Genomic DNA, 16953 nt, shown 5'->3' on the forward strand with positions numbered 1-16953 from the left:
CGATAGATCCCGGCAGTTATCGCACAATTCGCGTTAAAATTCTGTAGTTTGATATCTTGCAGTACTATCAGTGCTTCCATTTTTATAAGTCCTGTAGATAATCTGTCATCTTATTTCTTAGCCTGCTATCAGGAAAGGCACCAAATCCGGCATTAAAATTTTCCTTTGCATGTACAGGATCGTTAGTTGCAGGGATAATGCATGTGACAGCGGGATGCATCAGGATGTATTTCAGGAAATAATCACTCCAGTTATCTATCCCTAAATCGTAACACCAGTGAGGAAGCCGCTTACCATGCACTTTTTGAAAAAGGCTACCCTCGCCATACGGACGATTAATCAGCGTAGCTACACCAAGATCTGCCGCTGCATCAAGCAAACGTTTCTCGGCATGACGCGAATCAATAGAATAATTGAACTGAACAAAATCTATGTTTTCAGCTTTCATGATATTTTCCAACTCGGTATGGCTGGAATCTGTATAATGTGTAATCCCTATATACCGGATCCTGCCTTCCTCTTTCCATTTCTTTAACTGTGGCAAATGGGTTTTCCAATCCTGCAGGTTGTGTATCTGCATCAGGTCCATTGTCTTTACCCTCATCTTGACCATAGAATGTTCCATCTGTTGAATACCTGCCTGCAAACCTGTAGTCCACACTTTAGTGGCATAAAAATAATCCTGCGGATTTTCAATTTTTGCCATCAAGTCACCAATCAACTGTTCTGAGAGGCCGTACATCGGTGAGCTGTCAATCAGGCTGCCACCGTATTTATTTAACTTCCTTAATACATTCTCCAGCAAAGGATTTAACTGGTGATTGGAAATATCAAATGTCTGCCATGTACCAAGCCCTATTACAGGGAGTTTTTCACCTGTAGAAGGTATTATTCTCTTTATCATATTGTTTAAAGTCAAAATCCAATAGCTGATCTGATGACACCCAATTTACTGGAACAAAATTACGGCAAGCGATATCGTGTGATTATTCAGATCCGGATGGAAATTGGCACTTTTAGTACGACCGAGTAGAATTCTGATACTTCTGATACATCTGCCTGCGGTATTCTGCAGGTGAAGAACCCTCCTGACTCTTAAATTGACGGGAAAAATAGGAGAAATCTTTAAAGCCCAGTTCTTCACTTATTTGTCCGATAGAGAAGCGGCTATGTACAAGCAAACGCTTGGCCTCCGTTAAAGCGCGGTCACGGATCACTTCCCCAGCCGTCCGGCCGGTTACTTTTTTTACAATTTCATTCAGGTGATGTACAGACATAGAAAGTAAACCGGCATAGTATGAAAGGCCTGTTTCTCTCTTGTAACTTAACTCAATAAACTTTTTAAACTTTTTAAAGGTAATTACCTGATAAGAATCCAGAATATCTGATCTCTCAACTGCACCTAACCGCTGAATATGATTAAGAAGAACAAAAAGCAAATGATTAAGAATTACCAGTGATTTATTATTTCGATTGATCTCCTCAACAATCAGCTTTATTACAGGTTCTATCTCCTGGATTGCCTCTTGTGTGAGCGCAAGGAAAGGATTAGCGTAACTATCGTCTAAAAATGTAAGCGCAAGAACAGCATCCTGATTAAAGTTGTTCATTAATAAAAACTCCCAGGTGAAAGCAATGCTGTAACCTACTACATTTTCTGACTGGCTAAGCAAGTGGACCTGTCCCGGAGAAATAAAAAAAAGACTATTTGGTTGTATATCAAAGTCGTGGTAATCAATAGTATGTTTTGAAGTACCTTCCTTTACCCATATAATTTCATAAAAACTATGCAGATGTGGAAATTGCCATTTTTTTGGCCTGGCTAAATCCTCGAATCTTTCCAACATGAACTGGCCCTGAATTGCTCTTGGTGAAGCGAAATCTTCGATGGTATATGTTGGAAACATAGGGTTATTTATTATTTGGCTTTTGCGTTGCACTTGATTCCCACTACAGACTTTTTCAACTCGTTATAACGCATGGTTCCGTGGATCAATTGACTCAAAATCGCCGGTTTCCACCGTCCTCCCATTACATTTGGTAAGTTCGCCATACCGCAAGCATCATTAATTGTCTGTTCATTTATGGCATTAATTGATGTTTCTTTTCTCATACTTACTTTGTTATCAGTAACTAACAATTTTTGCATGACTCACAAATTTAATAATTACCGATTAAGTTTGTCCAAATGTTGAACAACAATATATACAAATTGAAAAATTAGCAAATAAAATTGCGCTTGTAACTGGTGGTAGCCGCGGTATTGGCGCCGCAATAGTAAGACGGTTAGCAGCATAAAGGGACAGGAAATCAAGCCAATAAAATTTCGCTGCATCTGTTATTCTTAGAAATTCCATCCTGACAGGCAAACATATCCCCCGTTGCCGGAGAGTATGAGATTAAAAACGTGCAGGCGATGAAGATCATGGACAGCTTTGGTTCAGGCAGTTCTTTTACTGAATATTATGCCATGGATTTTGCCGACGATGTTGTTTTAATGGGACATGACGGCCCCTGTTATTCCACAATTGCAGAAGGAAAGATTAAGGTAAAGCCCTTAGAGGTTTACCTTGGGAAAGTCGGAAGTGGTTTATCCGTAGAAATGTCGGTTAAACACGGCGCGGTAACGTTCCTTGTGTCTTCAAGATTTCGCGTTTTGTTATAGGTATGATGAATGACATGGATGGACTAAAAAAAGAAAGGGAGAAAAATGATCTTGTATCACTTTTCTCCCTTAATGTGCACTTGTAGGGATTCGAACCCCAAACCTTCTCATCCGTAGTGAGATGCTCTATCCAATTGAGCTACAAATGCATTCCGTTCGTTACGGGATTGCAAAAGTAGTATTTGTATTCGGATTTCAAAACTTTTTTTGAAAATAATCTTACAATCCGATACAAATACCAACCCGATTATCCTTCAAGAACCTTCTTAATCCCATTAAAATCAGGAAGATCACCTGCCGATTCCAGCACCTCGGCATATGCAATTTTTCCTTCTTCATCGATCACAAAAGCAGCTCTTTTTGAAACACCTTTAAGATTAAAAGCGAATTCTTCATAAAAAGCACCGTATGCCGGAGAAGCTTCTTTGTTAAAATCCGACAATAACGGAAACTGATAAAACTGTTCTTCTTTAAATTTAGCCAGGGTAAACGGAGAATCAACTGAAATCCCCAGTACCGCAGCATTCATACCTTCATAAAAACCAAAACTATCCCTCATTGTACAAAGCTGAGTAGTACATACACCTGTAAAAGCCATTGGAAAAAATTGCAGTACTACTTTCTTTCCTTTGAAATCTGCCAGTGTAGTTTCTTTCAATTCTGAACTTACCAGTTTAAAGTCTGGTGCCTGGTCGCCTATTTGTAATCCCATTAAATATTAGTTGTTAAGTTCTCTTTGTACCAGCTGACTATCCAGCAAGGCCAGTCCCTCTGTAAAACGATGGGCTCTGTAACCCAGATCGCGCACCGCCTTATCCAGGATAAAACCAGTTTTTACCGGTCGCTTTGCTGCCTGGTTTAATGACGCCGAACTGATCTCCCTGATCAGTGTTTTATCAAGCTGCCAGAAATCAGCAACCTTAGCTACGAGTTCTGAAATGCTCATCATCTCATCACCCGAGATATTATAGATGCCCCTTGCTTCTTTCTCTGCAATCAGCAGACAGCCCTCGGCCAGGTCTTCTGCCAGTGTTGGCATCCGCCACTGGTCGTTCACTACATTAATGGGTTCTCCCTTTTCCAGCGCTTCCTTTGCCCAGAGCACAATATTGCTCCTGCTTTTCTCCCTCACGATACCATATACAATAATAGTGCGCACGATTGCCCATTTACATTTTGCATTTTGAACAACCTCTTCTGCTTTAAGCTTGGTTTCTCCGTAATAGCTCAGCGGGTTGGGAACACCTTCTTCATCATAGGGGCCTGCTGCACCGTCAAAAACAAAATCCGTGGACAAATGGATCAGCTGCGCACCAAACTCAGTACAGATATCTGCCAGGGTTTGCACAGCATTAACATTTAAATCAAATGCAAGTACTCTTTGCTCATGGCACTTATCCACATTTGTTAAAGCCGCAGTATGAATAACCGCATCGGGCCGGTATTTTTCTACCACTGCCCTTACATTTGCAGGATCAAGAATATCCATGCTTTCATATTGATAGCCAGTTTCCGGCTTAAAACGATTCAGTCCCTTTGAGGTAGCGATCAGATTAAACTGCCGTCCGGCAAGCACAGCGGAGGTTATTTTCTGCCCCAGAAGCCCATTGCTGCCGGTAACTAATATGGTTTTCATACCTGCTAAACTATCAATAAAAAAACTGTGGAAAAACTTTTTATTTATATATAAAAAATATATGGGAAAATCTTAGCTTTGCAAACCGAATTGCAGGCTTTAAACAGGCCTTTAACAATTTGATATTTATAATTTTACCAAAAACAATATATGCCTAACATTGGAAAAATAGCGCAGATTATAGGACCGGTAGTAGACGTGAGTTTTGCTGACGATGCTCATTTACCTCAAATCTTCTCTGCATTAGAGATTGAAAAAGAAAACGGACAGAAGATCGTTTTAGAAGTTCAACAACATCTTGGTGAAGACCGTGTACGTACCATTGCAATGGACTCGACTGATGGTCTTGTTCGTGGAATGTCTGTATTGAGCACAGGTTCTCCGATCAAAATGCCGGTTGGAGATCAAATCAAAGGTCGTTTATTCAATGTTATAGGTGAAGCAATTGATGGTATCAATGCAGTTGACAAAACTGTTGGAAAATCCATCCACAATGCACCTCCGCGTTTCGACGAACTTTCAACTGAATCAGAAGTACTTTACACAGGTATCAAAGTAATCGATTTATTAGAGCCTTATGTAAAAGGTGGTAAAATCGGTTTGTTTGGTGGTGCCGGTGTTGGTAAAACTGTATTGATCATGGAGCTTGTAAACAACATTGCGAAAGCATATGATGGTTTATCAGTTTTCGCTGGTGTTGGAGAACGTACACGCGAAGGAAATGACCTTTTACGTGAGTTTATCGAATCTGGTGTAATCAACTATGGCGAGGAATTCCTTCATTCGATGGAAAAAGGCGGATGGGACCTGAGCAAAGTTGACACTGAAAAATTAAAAGAATCTAAAGCAACACTGGTATTCGGACAAATGAACGAGCCTCCTGGGGCACGTGCACGTGTAGCTTTATCAGGATTAACAGTTGCTGAATATTTCCGTGACGGTGACGGTGAAGGCGCAGGAAAAGATATCCTTTTCTTCGTTGATAACATCTTCCGTTTCACGCAGGCAGGTTCAGAAGTATCGGCACTGTTAGGCCGTATGCCATCTGCAGTAGGTTACCAGCCAACGCTGGCTACAGAGATGGGATTAATGCAGGAACGTATCACCTCAACCAAACGTGGTTCAATCACATCTGTACAAGCTGTATATGTACCTGCGGATGATGAGACTGACCCGGCTCCGGCTACTACATTTGCCCACTTGGATGCTACAACATTATTGTCACGTAAGATTGCTGAGCTTGGTATCTACCCTGCTGTAGATCCGTTAAACTCTACATCACGTATCCTTTCTCCTGCTATTTTAGGTGATGAGCACTACAATACTGCACAACGCGTAAAAGAATTACTGCAACGTTACAAAGAACTGCAGGATATCATCGCCATCCTTGGTATGGACGAGTTATCTGAAGAAGATAAACTGGTTGTTCACCGCGCACGCCGTGTTCAGCGTTTCTTATCTCAGCCTTTCCACGTAGCTGAGCAGTTTACAGGCTTAAAAGGAGTATTGGTAGACATCAAAGAAACGATCAAAGCATTTAACATGATCATGGACGGTGAAGTTGATGAATATCCTGAAGCTGCATTTAACCTGGTAGGTAGCATTGAAGATGCAGTTGAAAAAGGTAAAAAACTATTAGCTGAAGCAAACGCTTAATTAAGCGTATACATTTAATATATGACATTAGAAATATTAACACCAGATAAAAAAATCTTTGAAGGCGAAGTAACAGCTGTTACAGTGCCGGGTACAATGGGATCTTTCCAGATCTTGAGAGACCATGCACCAATTATTTCAACTTTGGAAGATGGTCCGGTAATTATTAAAACTAAAGCTGATGAAGAGATCATCGTCATCAAAGGCGGAGTGGTTGAAGTTTTAAAAAACAAGATCATTGTTTTAGCGGAAGGTGTTGCCTAATATCTAAGTATAAATCTTTTATGAAAGAGGGCGTTCAAAAGACGCCCTCTTTTTTTATACTGGAAAACCACATAATTTCAGCATTTTTGCAGTATTCAATTCTGGCTGCAATTTTCAACTTCCATTGGCATTTTGAGCATTTCAGGCAGAATTATGTTGAATTACAATGCAAGCATAAGATCCATACCGAATACCGAAATCATATTTGGTATAGATGTCTCAATTTTTAGCACGGCAATAAAACGTTTAAGCGAAACATAATTCTTAATTTATATCAATAAACGATGTAATATTTTTTTTCATTTATTTTCAATCTGCTATTGACAGTTTGTAATCCATGAAGTAAATTGGATTTATATAAAAACAACGAAATGAACACTTCATTTACAACAGACCTTAACGTCATTATTAACCTGACTACTCTCCTGCTTCTTCAGGACAATAAGGCGCTGTGAATGAATTTTTAATAAAAATATCTGAAAGCGCCCCCCAAAAGAGGCGCTTTTTTAATGAACATAAATAACACATACCTGTAACCAAGATGCAATATTACGATTCAAATACAGTCCTTTACCTTAACGGGCAGTTTATCAAATCAGCTGAGACCACAACAGATTTGTACGGACAGTCCCTGCATTATGGTTATGCCGTATTTGAGGGCATCAGGGCGTATAATACGCATAATGGTACCAGGATTTTCAAGGCAAAGGAACACTTTGACCGCCTGCAGCGCTCTGCAGAACTGATGCATATCCCCTTCCCTTTTGACAAGGATAACCTGATCAGGCAGACCTATAAATTACTAAAGAAAAACAACCTGAAAGATGCTTATATCCGTCCGCTTGTTTACTGCGGACAAAATATGACGCTTGAAGCGGCAACGGAATCTTCTATCATGATCTGCGCCTGGGAATGGGGTGCTTACCTGGGCAACAAACTGGTAAAGGTAGGCATATCAAGTTATCAGCGGCCAAACCCAAAATCAACACATGTTGAAGCTAAAGCAAGCGGCCACTATATCAATTCTATCCTGGCCACTACAGAAGCTAAGAAAAACGGTTTTGATGAAGCACTGCTGCTGGATATGCACAACAATATCGCCGAAGCTCCTGGAGCAAACATCTTTATCGAGAAAAACGGCAAATTATACACTCCCCCGCTGGGCAGCATCCTGGCAGGAATCACCAGGGCCACAGTGATCAAATTGTGTAAAACGCTAGATATTGAATGTATCGAAAAGCAGTTAACAGTGGATGACGTAAAGGCTGCAGACAGCGCCTTTTTCTGCGGAACAGCAGCAGAAATCATCGGCATTGCCTCGGTAGACGAAACAGTCTTCCCTGCGGTATGGACCGAAACCCTCGGCGCAACCATACAAAGGACCTACAAAGCATTAGTACTAGAAAAACAAAATTACGAAGTAATCATATAACAAGTAAAACAAGAAATGTCACAAGAAACACCAGAACTAAACCGCTACAGTAAAGTTTTCACACAAGATCCTACTCAACCGGGAGCCCAGGCCATGTTATATGGTATCGGACTCACCACTGAGGATATGTCAAAAGCACAGGTAGGGATTGCCAGCATGGGTTATGATGGAAATACCTGCAATATGCACCTGAATGATCTGGCAAAGATCGTTAAAGATGGTGTGTGGAAAAATGATATGGTCGGTTTAACTTTCGGTACAATTGGTGTAAGTGATGGTATGTCTAATGGCACAGATGGCATGCGTTACTCACTGGTTTCAAGAGACGTGATCGCAGATTCAATTGAAACGATCTGCGGCGGCCAGTATTACGACGGACTGATCACAATCCCCGGATGTGATAAAAACATGCCAGGCTCTATTATGGCTATGGGACGCCTGAACAGGCCATCGATCATGGTGTACGGCGGCAGTATCCACTCCGGAAAATATAAAGGAAAATCATTGAATATCGTTTCAGCTTTTGAAGCACTGGGCGAGAAATTAGCAGGTAATTTATCTGAAGAAGATTATCAGGGAATTATCCGCCACACTTGCCCGGGAGCGGGAGCTTGTGGTGGTATGTATACAGCCAACACAATGGCCAGCGCAATCGAAGCCATGGGCATGAGCCTTCCATACAGCTCTTCTCACCCTGCTACCAGCGATGAGAAAAAACAGGAATGCCTGGAAGCCGGAAAGGCAATCAGAATATTGCTGGAAAGAAATATCCTTCCATCAGATATCATGACCGAAAAAGCATTTCACAATGCTATTGTAACGGTAATGGTATTAGGCGGATCAACCAATGCAGTACTGCACCTGATCGCAATGGCTAAATCAGTAGGATTAAATCTGACACTTGAAGACTTTCAGCGTATCAGCGATAACACTCCTGTTCTGGCCGACTTAAAACCAAGCGGACAATACTTAATGGAAGATGTACACGAGATTGGCGGTGTTCCGGCAGTATTGAAATATCTTTTAAAAGTTGGATTGGTGCATGGCGACTGTATGACTGTAACAGGTAAAACCCTGGCAGAAAACGTAGCTGATGCAGCAGATCTGGATTTTGATGCACAAAAGGTAATCTTCCCGGTAGAACAGGCTTTAAAACCTACAGGCCACCTGCAAATGTTGTATGGTAACCTGGCTACAAAAGGTGCCGTTGCGAAAATCAGTGGTAAAGAAGGCGAAAGATTTGAAGGCCCTGCACGTGTATTTGAAGGGGAACAAAAACTGATCGCCGGTATCCAGAGCGGAAAAGTACAACGTGGGGATGTAGTAGTGATTATCCAGGTAGGCCCTAAAGGAGCTCCGGGAATGCCCGAGATGCTGAAACCAACTTCTGCGATTATTGGTGCTGGTTTAGGTAAATCTGTAGCGCTGATCACCGACGGACGTTTCTCTGGCGGTACCCACGGATTTGTGGTAGGCCATATCACTCCTGAAGCATGGGACGGCGGAAACATCGGACTGGTAAAAGACAACGATATCATTACCATCGATGCGGTGAATAATACCATCAACCTGAATATCTCTGATGAAGAACTTGCTGCACGCAGGGCAGCCTGGGTGCAATTGCCCCCACCTGTTAAAAGCGGTGTACTCTATAAATATATCAAACAAGTAAGCAATGCCAGTGAAGGGTGTGTAACTGACGCCTACACAGATTAATTAACCAGAGCCCTAAATAAAAACGAATTACTATGGAAACAGTACAAGAGGAAGCAGCAACATTGGCCCAACCAAAGAAAACCACAACGGTTACGGGATCAGTTGCCTTGCTGGAAGGACTAATTGCCGAAGGAACGGAAACAATTTTCGGTTATCCCGGAGGTGCGATCATGCCCATCTATGACGCAATCTATGATTACAAGGATAAACTAAACCATATATTAGTCAGGCATGAACAATGTGCTGCACACGCAGCCCAGGGTTTTGCACGCACATCGGGCAAAGTCGGCGTAGTATTCGCTACCAGCGGCCCTGGTGCAACCAACCTGATCACTGGCCTTGCCGATGCACAAATTGACAGTACTCCCCTTGTTTGTATTACCGGACAGGTATTTGCTACGCTGCTGGGGACAGATGCTTTCCAGGAAACGGATGTGATCAATATCAGCGCACCTGTTACCAAATGGAACTACCAGGTGACTGATGCAAGCGAGATCCCTGCTGCGCTGGCGAAAGCTTTTTATATCGCACGCAGTGGCAGACCGGGACCTGTATTGATCGATATTACGAAAAACGCGCAAATGCAGTTGTTTGAGTATGAAGGTTACACTCCATGCAACCATATCCGCAGCTACCGGCCAAAACCAATCGTTAGAAACGAATATATCGAACAGGCAGCAGCATTGATCAACAGTGCTAAAAAGCCGTTTATCTTATTCGGGCAGGGTGTTTTACTGGGAAGTGCCGAGCAGGAGTTTAAAGCTTTTGTAGAAAAAAGCGGGATTCCGGCAGCATGGACGATCCTGGGTGCAGGTGCCATTCCAACAGACCATCCTTTAAATGTAGGTATGCTGGGCATGCACGGAAACTATGGCCCTAACGTACAGACCAACTCATGTGATGTAATGATCGCCATCGGAATGCGTTTTGACGACCGCGTAACCGGCCGTCTTGATAAATATGCCAAACAGGCGAAAGTGGTACACCTGGACATAGATCCTGCAGAAATCGATAAAAACGTAAAAGCTGATGTTCCTGTTTGGGGCGACTGTAAAGAGACTTTGCCACTGTTAACCGCTCTGATCACAGAGAGAACGCACGAAGCATGGCTGGCAGAATTCAAGGCCTTTGAAAAAATAGAACAGGAAGAACTGATACAGAAAGAACTGGACCCGCAGACAGGAGAACTGACCATGGGCGAAGTCATTAACCAGTTAAATTTCCTGACCAAAGGAGAAGCAGTAATTGTAAGTGACGTTGGTCAGCACCAGATGGTGGCCTGCAGATACGGTAAACTGAACACTACCCGTCTGAGTGTTACCAGTGGTGGTTTAGGCACAATGGGCTTCGGCTTACCTGCTGCCATCGGGGCTAAGTTTGGTGCGCCAAACCGTACAGTAATTGCTGTAATCGGCGACGGCGGCTTCCAGATGACCTTACAGGAACTGGGCACGATCATGCAGTTTGGAGTTGATGTGAAGATCCTGATCCTGAACAATCAATTTTTAGGAATGGTGCGCCAATGGCAACAATTGTTTAATGAAAAGCGTTATTCATTTGTTGATATTACCAGCCCGGATTTCGTGAAACTTGCTGATTCTTATTCGATTGCAGGAAAAAGAGTTACTGAACGTGAAGACCTGATCCCTGGTCTTGAAGAAATGCTCAGCAACCCCGGCTCATTCCTGCTTGAAGTAATGGTAGCCAAAGAACACAACGTGTTCCCAATGGTTCCGCAGGGAAGCAGCGTAAGCGAAATCAGACTTAAATAATTAACGACCATGAGCGATTCAAAAGATATAGAATTAGGAAATTCCAAGCAGGAATTTACCATTACAGTATACACTGAAAACCAGATCGGCATACTGAACCGTATTGCCATCATATTTTCGAGAAGAAAAATCAATATTGAAAGCCTGAATGTCTCTCCCTCAGAAATTGAGCACATCCACCGCTTTAACATCCTGATCACTGAAACAGAAGATGTAGTAAAAAAACTTGCCAGACAGATTGAAAAACAGGTAGAGGTGCTTAAAGTATATGCCAACACCAATGACGACATTATCTGGCAGGAGCTTGCCCTGTACAAAGTACCTACAGAGATTGTTGCCGAAAAAGTGTTTGTAGAACGCCTGCTGCGTGAAAACGGTGCCAGAGTAGTGGTGATCCGTAAGAACTACACCATCTTTGAAACCACAGGCCACCGATCTGAAACAGATAAACTGATCGAAGTACTGCAGCCATACGGACTGATCGAGTTTGTGCGCAGTGCAAGAGTAGCGATCATCAAGGACAGTGAAGGCTTTAACAGCAAACTGCGTGAGTTTGAAAGACTGGAACCTGGTCAGGAAGTGATAGAAAACGAGTTCCTCGACAAAGAGAAGAACGTATTTACCATGTAATCCTTCAGATCAGCCGCTACGTTATTGTACAATACCGGCCCGGCTGATCAACAAATAAATAATTTAAAAAGAACCTTAAAAATCAAAAAACAACAAAAACGATGTCAAATTATTTTAACACATTGCCTCTCAGAGAGAAACTAAACCAATTGGGTGTTTGTGACTTCATGGACAGTTCTGAATTTCTGGATGGTGTAGATGCATTAAAAGGAAAAAAATTGGTAATTGTAGGCTGCGGTGCACAAGGCCTTAACCAGGGTTTAAACCTGAGAGACAGTGGTTTGAATATTGCTTACGCTTTGCGTAAAGAAGCTATTGAAGGCAAAAGAGATTCATGGAAAAATGCTACTGAGAACAACTTCCCGGTAGGTACTTACGAGGAATTGATTCCTGAAGCTGATTTGGTAATCAACCTTACTCCTGATAAACAACATACAGCCGTTGTAAACGCTGTGATGCCTTTCATGAAACAAGGTTCTACCCTGTTGTATTCACACGGTTTTAACATCGTTGAAGAAGGATTGCAGGTACGTAAAGATATCACAGTGATCATGGTAGCTCCAAAAAGCCCGGGATCTGAAGTAAGAGCAGAATATGTGAGGGGCTTTGGCGTTCCTACCCTGATCGCAGTTCACCCTGAGAACGATCCTGAAGGAAAAGGCCTTGTACAGGCAAAAGCTTACTGCGTAGGTACAGGCGGTCATAAAGCTGGTGTATTGAAATCATCTTTCGTAGCCGAAGTAAAATCAGATCTGATGGGCGAGCAAACAATCCTTTGTGGTTTGCTGCAAACTGGTTCAATCCTGTCATTCGACAAAATGGTTGAAAAAGGTATCGATGCAGGTTATGCTTCGAAACTGGTTCAGTATGGTGTGGAGGTAATCACTGAAGCCTTAAAACATGGCGGTATCACTGCAATGATGGACAGGCTGAGCAATGTTGCCAAAATCAAAGCTTTTGAAGTTTCTGAAGAACTGAAAACGATCATGCGCCCATTGTTCCAGAAACACCAGGATGATATCATGAGTGGCGAGTTTAGCCGTATCATGATGGAAGACTGGGCAGCGGGTGATAAAAACCTATTGGCATGGCGCGCTGCAACCGGCGAAACTGCTTTTGAAAAAACTCCGGCTGGCGATGTTAAAATCGGCGAGCAGGAATACTTTGACAATGCATTATTAATGGTTGCCTTTATCAGGGCTGGTGTTGAGCTGGCTTTCGAAACAATGGTAGAAGCAGGTATCAAACCTGAGTCGGCTTATTATGAGTCGCTCCACGAAACTCCGCTGATCGCAAATACAATTGCCCGTAAAAAATTATTTGAAATGAACAGGGTGATCTCTGATACAGCAGAATATGGCTGTTATTTATTTGACCATGCTTGTAAACCTTTGCTGGCAGATTTCATGACTAAAGTAGAAACTGACCTGATCGGTAAAAACTTTAATGAAGGAAAAGATGGTGCTGTAGATAACAGTGCTTTAATCTCTGTAAATGAAGTGATCCGTTCTCATGAGGTTGAAACCATTGGAGCTGAGCTGAGAAAAGCCATGACTGCAATGAAATCGATTAAAACGGTATAAGAAACAAAATAAGAAAACCTCTCCGGTGCTTTAGCCGGAGAGGTTTAAAAAACAATAAGAAGATGTCAAAAACATTAGTAGAAAAAATATGGGATGCACACGTGGTAAAAAGCGAAGCAGGATTTCCTGATATTCTATATATTGATACACACTTAATCCACGAAGTTACCTCACCACAGGCTTTTGATGGTTTACGTAAGAGAGGCCTGCCTGTTTTACGTCCGAAACAAACGGTGGCTACGGCCGACCATAACGTGCCTACAATTAACCAGCTGCAGCCGATCAAGGAAGAACTTTCGCGCTACCAGGTGGATATGCTCACGAAAAATTGTGCAGAGTTCGGTATAGAACTGTACGGACTGGGGCACCCTTTCCAGGGAATCGTTCACGTCATCGGCCCTGAACTGGGAATTACCTTACCGGGAAAAACAATGGTTTGCGGCGACAGCCATACCTCTACGCATGGTGCCTTTGGTGCAATTGCATTTGGTATCGGTACGTCGCAGGTAGAACAGGTTTTTGCTACGCAATGCCTGTTGCAGCAAAAACCTAAAACCATGAAAATTGAGGTGAATGGTACTTTGGGTAAAGGTGTAACTGCTAAGGATATCATTTTGTATATCCTCTCTAAAATATCTGCTGCCGGTGGTACAGGTTATTTTATTGAGTACGCAGGTTCGGCAATCGAGGCATTGAGTATGGAAGCCCGTATGACGATCTGCAACATGAGCATCGAAATGGGTGCCAGAGGCGGACTGATTGCTCCGGACCAAACCACTTTTGATTATATCAAAGGCAGGGAATTTGCACCTGCAGGTGCAGAATGGGACAAAGCACTGGCCTACTGGAAAACATTGTACAGCGATGCTGATGCGAAATTTGACAGCGTACTAAGTTTTGACGCAGAAGACATTGGCCCTATGATTACCTACGGAACAAATCCAGGTATGGGTATGGGCATTAAAGAAAATATCCCTTCTACCAGTTCACAGCCTGATAAAGAGCAGTTATCTTATCAGAAAGCGCTGAACTATATGGGCTTTGACGACGATTCATCACTGATTGGCAAACCAGTAGATTATGTATTTATCGGCAGCTGTACCAACTCCCGCATCGAAGACCTGCGCGAAGTGGCAGAGTTTGTAAAACACAAGCAGAAAGCACCAAGTGTAACGGTATGGATTGTTCCGGGATCAAAACAGGTAGAACAGCAGGCCATCAATGAGGGGCTGGACAAGATATTTGAAGAAGCAGGATTTCAGCTTCGCGAACCAGGATGCAGCGCATGCCTGGGAATGAACGAGGATAAAATCCCGGCAGGAAAATATTGTGTTTCTACCTCTAACAGAAACTTTGAAGGCCGTCAGGGACCGGATGCAAGAACACTGCTGGTGAGTCCGCTTACAGCAGCAGCAGCAGCAATTACCGGAAAAATCACTGATGTAAGGGAAATGCTTGCAGAGGCATAAAATTTTGAGATGAATCCCGTATGATGACAAGAGGTTTTCATCATCATATACAAGCTTCATTACTATAAAATAGTAGACACTAATGAAAAAATTCGAAAGATTGTTATCGGCCATCGTGCCTTTGAATATAGAGAATATTGATACTGACCAGATTATTCCGGCCAGGTTCCTGAAAGCCACCACTCGTGAGGGCTTTGGCGAAAACCTGTTCCGCGACTGGAGGTATAACGGCGACAATACGCCTAAACCTGATTTTGTATTGAACGACCCGACTTACAATGGCCGGGTACTGGTAGCAGGCAAAAACTTTGGCTGCGGAAGTAGTCGCGAACACGCGGCATGGGCCATACAGGATGCAGGATTTGATGTAGTGATCAGCAGTTTTTTTGCCGACATCTTTAAAGGAAATGCACTGAACAATGGCCTGCTGCCGATCCAGGTGAGCGACGAGTTCCTGGCGGAGATCTTTACTGCCGTTAGCAAAGATCACAACACCCAGCTGGATGTAGACCTGGAAAGCCAGACCGTTACGATCCAGGCCACCGGAGAAGAAGCTGATTTTGAGATCAACGCCTATAAAAAGTCATGCCTGATCAATGGTTATGATGATATCGACTTCATCCTCGCACAAAAAGATTTAATAGAAGAATTCGAACAAACAAGATAATGTCAGAGCCCGTCGTACATATCACCAATCTTCATCTCAGGTATCACCATAAAACGGTGTTGCAGGATTTGAACTGGACCATCAACCGCGGGGAAAACTGGCTGTTACGTGGTTCCAGTGGAAGCGGAAAAACTTCTGTGGCAAAAGCAATTGCAGGCCTGGTTAAGTTTGAGGGCGATATCGATATCAATTTTGATCTGCACAGCAGCTTAGCGCCAGTAGCACATTATGTGGCCAACTGGTACCAGTTTAAAGACCTTGAAGGGCAATCCAATTTTTATTACCAGCAGCGCTATAACAAACAGGCAGAAGAAACAACAGCTACAGTGCGCGCGGAGCTTGAAAATTATGGTAAAAACTACCATCTTGATTTTGCTGAAGCGGAAAGACTGGTGACTGCCCTCGGCTTTTCTGACCTGATCGATTCTACGCTGATACAGTTATCCAGCGGCGAACATAAGAAGCTGCAGCTGGTGGAGGCACTATGGTTCCGTCCGCAGCTGCTGATGATGGACCAGCCTTATAACGGTCTGGATAAGCTTTCGCGACAGCATCTGAACAGCCTCCTTGAGGAAATATCCGCTGCAGGAACGCAGCTGGTCCTGATCAGTAATGATAAGGATTTGCCATCCTGTATAAACCGCTTTGCGGAAATTAAAGGCGGGCAGCTTCATGAAACTGATGCCGGGCACACTGCACATTTTCAGGAAGAAGAAAACAGGCCTGTACCTGAGTTTTTGAGCGAAGGACCAATCTCACTGGCTGACAGCATTGTAAAAATGAACAATGTAAACATCAGCTATGGTGACAAGCAGGTGTTGAAAAACATCAACTGGGAGGTTAAAGCCGGCGAAAAATGGTTGTTGCAGGGCCACAATGGTTCAGGTAAATCTACACTGCTAAGCTTAATCACCGGCGATCATCCGCAGGCCTATGCCAATGATTTTTCCCTGTTTGGCCACAGGCGCGGCAGCGGGGAAAGTATCTGGGACATCAAGAAACGGATGGGCTTAATTTCACCCGAACTGCAGTGGTATTTTGATCCCTCGGCTACGGTAAAACAAAGCATCATTTCAGGATTTTTTGACAGTTCTGGTTTGTTCCGCCAACCAAATTATACGCAGCAGATGCAGGCCAATGAACTGATCGGATATTTTGGGCTGAAAGAATACCAGGACACCCTGATGAACCAGCTACCACTGGGAAAACAACGACTGGCATTTTTAGCCAGGACGATCATCAAGAATCCTGAACTGCTGATCCTGGATGAGCCTTGTCAGGGCCTCGACCAGCATCAGGCACAGCATTTTAACGAACTGGTAGATGAATTGTGCAGCAATGGTACCACGCTGATTTATGTGGGCCACTTTGAGTCACAGCTGCCGGCTTGCATTGAGAAAAGAATTTTATTGGAAAACGGAGAAGTAAAATCCGTTGAAACTATATTAGAAAGCATTTAATAG

At 43.0% G+C, this 16953-nt stretch carries 16 protein-coding genes and 1 tRNA gene; 11 read left to right on the plus strand and 6 right to left on the minus strand.

What is annotated here, in order from left to right; all coding sequences use genetic code 11:
• Positions 1–82 precede the first annotated feature (82 nt).
• The 3 genes from FN831_RS19010 to FN831_RS19020 form a co-directional block, all read right to left on the minus strand.
• Positions 83–904, minus strand: a complete 822-nt coding sequence (locus FN831_RS19010) for an aldo/keto reductase (RefSeq protein WP_142529784.1) — start codon at positions 902–904, stop codon at positions 83–85.
• 112 nt (positions 905–1016) lie between these two features.
• On the minus strand, positions 1017–1907 hold the full coding sequence (locus FN831_RS19015) for an AraC family transcriptional regulator (protein WP_142529785.1): 891 nt from the start codon (positions 1905–1907) through the stop codon (positions 1017–1019).
• 11 nt (positions 1908–1918) lie between these two features.
• Positions 1919–2149 carry a winged helix-turn-helix transcriptional regulator gene (locus FN831_RS19020; RefSeq protein WP_246101623.1) on the minus strand — a complete coding sequence of 77 codons (231 nt, stop codon included), beginning with the start codon at positions 2147–2149 and terminating at the stop codon, positions 1919–1921.
• Positions 2150–2416: 267 nt separating this feature from the next.
• Between FN831_RS19020 and FN831_RS19030 the strand changes: the two genes are divergently transcribed.
• On the plus strand, positions 2417–2665 hold the full coding sequence (locus tag FN831_RS19030) for a hypothetical protein (protein WP_246101625.1): 249 nt from the start codon (positions 2417–2419) through the stop codon (positions 2663–2665).
• Positions 2666–2740: 75 nt separating this feature from the next.
• Here the strand turns inward: FN831_RS19030 and FN831_RS19035 are convergent.
• The 3 genes from FN831_RS19035 to FN831_RS19045 form a co-directional block, all read right to left on the minus strand.
• Positions 2741–2814, minus strand: a tRNA-Arg gene (locus FN831_RS19035).
• A 98-nt stretch (positions 2815–2912) separates the two neighbouring features.
• Positions 2913–3377, minus strand: coding sequence for a redoxin domain-containing protein (locus tag FN831_RS19040; protein WP_142529786.1), 465 nt, complete (start codon positions 3375–3377; stop codon positions 2913–2915).
• Positions 3378–3383: 6 nt separating this feature from the next.
• Entirely contained in the window at positions 3384–4301 is a 918-nt protein-coding gene (locus FN831_RS19045; RefSeq protein WP_142529787.1) for an SDR family oxidoreductase, read from the minus strand.
• 150 nt (positions 4302–4451) lie between these two features.
• Here FN831_RS19045 and atpD point away from each other — a divergent pair, with 150 nt between their 5' ends.
• From atpD to FN831_RS19095, 10 genes are all read left to right on the plus strand, one after another.
• The gene (atpD, locus tag FN831_RS19050; protein WP_142529788.1) at positions 4452–5957 is read left to right on the plus strand and encodes a F0F1 ATP synthase subunit beta; all 1506 of its coding nucleotides are present in this window, start codon (positions 4452–4454) and stop codon (positions 5955–5957) included.
• 21 nt (positions 5958–5978) lie between these two features.
• Positions 5979–6221: an ATP synthase F1 subunit epsilon gene (gene atpC, locus FN831_RS19055; protein WP_142529789.1), complete on the plus strand. Its 243-nt coding sequence runs from the start codon at positions 5979–5981 to the stop codon at positions 6219–6221.
• A gap of 541 nt (positions 6222–6762) precedes the next feature.
• Positions 6763–7653: a branched-chain amino acid transaminase gene (locus FN831_RS19060; protein ID WP_142529790.1), complete on the plus strand. Its 891-nt coding sequence runs from the start codon at positions 6763–6765 to the stop codon at positions 7651–7653.
• Positions 7654–7668: 15 nt separating this feature from the next.
• Entirely contained in the window at positions 7669–9369 is a 1701-nt protein-coding gene (gene ilvD / locus FN831_RS19065) for a dihydroxy-acid dehydratase (protein ID WP_142529791.1), read from the plus strand.
• A 32-nt stretch (positions 9370–9401) separates the two neighbouring features.
• Complete coding sequence (ilvB, locus tag FN831_RS19070) at positions 9402–11141, plus strand: biosynthetic-type acetolactate synthase large subunit (RefSeq protein WP_142529792.1); 1740 nt, start codon at positions 9402–9404, stop codon at positions 11139–11141.
• 9 nt (positions 11142–11150) lie between these two features.
• Entirely contained in the window at positions 11151–11771 is a 621-nt protein-coding gene (gene ilvN, locus FN831_RS19075) for an acetolactate synthase small subunit (protein ID WP_142529793.1), read from the plus strand.
• A gap of 101 nt (positions 11772–11872) precedes the next feature.
• Entirely contained in the window at positions 11873–13354 is a 1482-nt protein-coding gene (ilvC, locus tag FN831_RS19080) for a ketol-acid reductoisomerase (protein ID WP_142529794.1), read from the plus strand.
• A 62-nt stretch (positions 13355–13416) separates the two neighbouring features.
• A complete protein-coding gene (leuC, locus tag FN831_RS19085) occupies positions 13417–14823 on the plus strand; it encodes a 3-isopropylmalate dehydratase large subunit (RefSeq protein WP_142529795.1) in 1407 nt (468 codons plus the stop codon).
• Positions 14824–14905: 82 nt separating this feature from the next.
• Entirely contained in the window at positions 14906–15490 is a 585-nt protein-coding gene (gene leuD / locus FN831_RS19090; RefSeq protein WP_142529796.1) for a 3-isopropylmalate dehydratase small subunit, read from the plus strand.
• Positions 15490–16950, plus strand: a complete 1461-nt coding sequence (locus tag FN831_RS19095; RefSeq protein WP_185960541.1) for an ATP-binding cassette domain-containing protein — start codon at positions 15490–15492, stop codon at positions 16948–16950. The genes leuD and FN831_RS19095 overlap by 1 nt, the downstream gene beginning before the upstream one ends.
• Positions 16951–16953: the final 3 nt, after the last annotated feature.

Source organism: Pedobacter westerhofensis (assembly GCF_900182595.1).
GTDB lineage: Bacteria > Bacteroidota > Bacteroidia > Sphingobacteriales > Sphingobacteriaceae > Pedobacter > Pedobacter westerhofensis.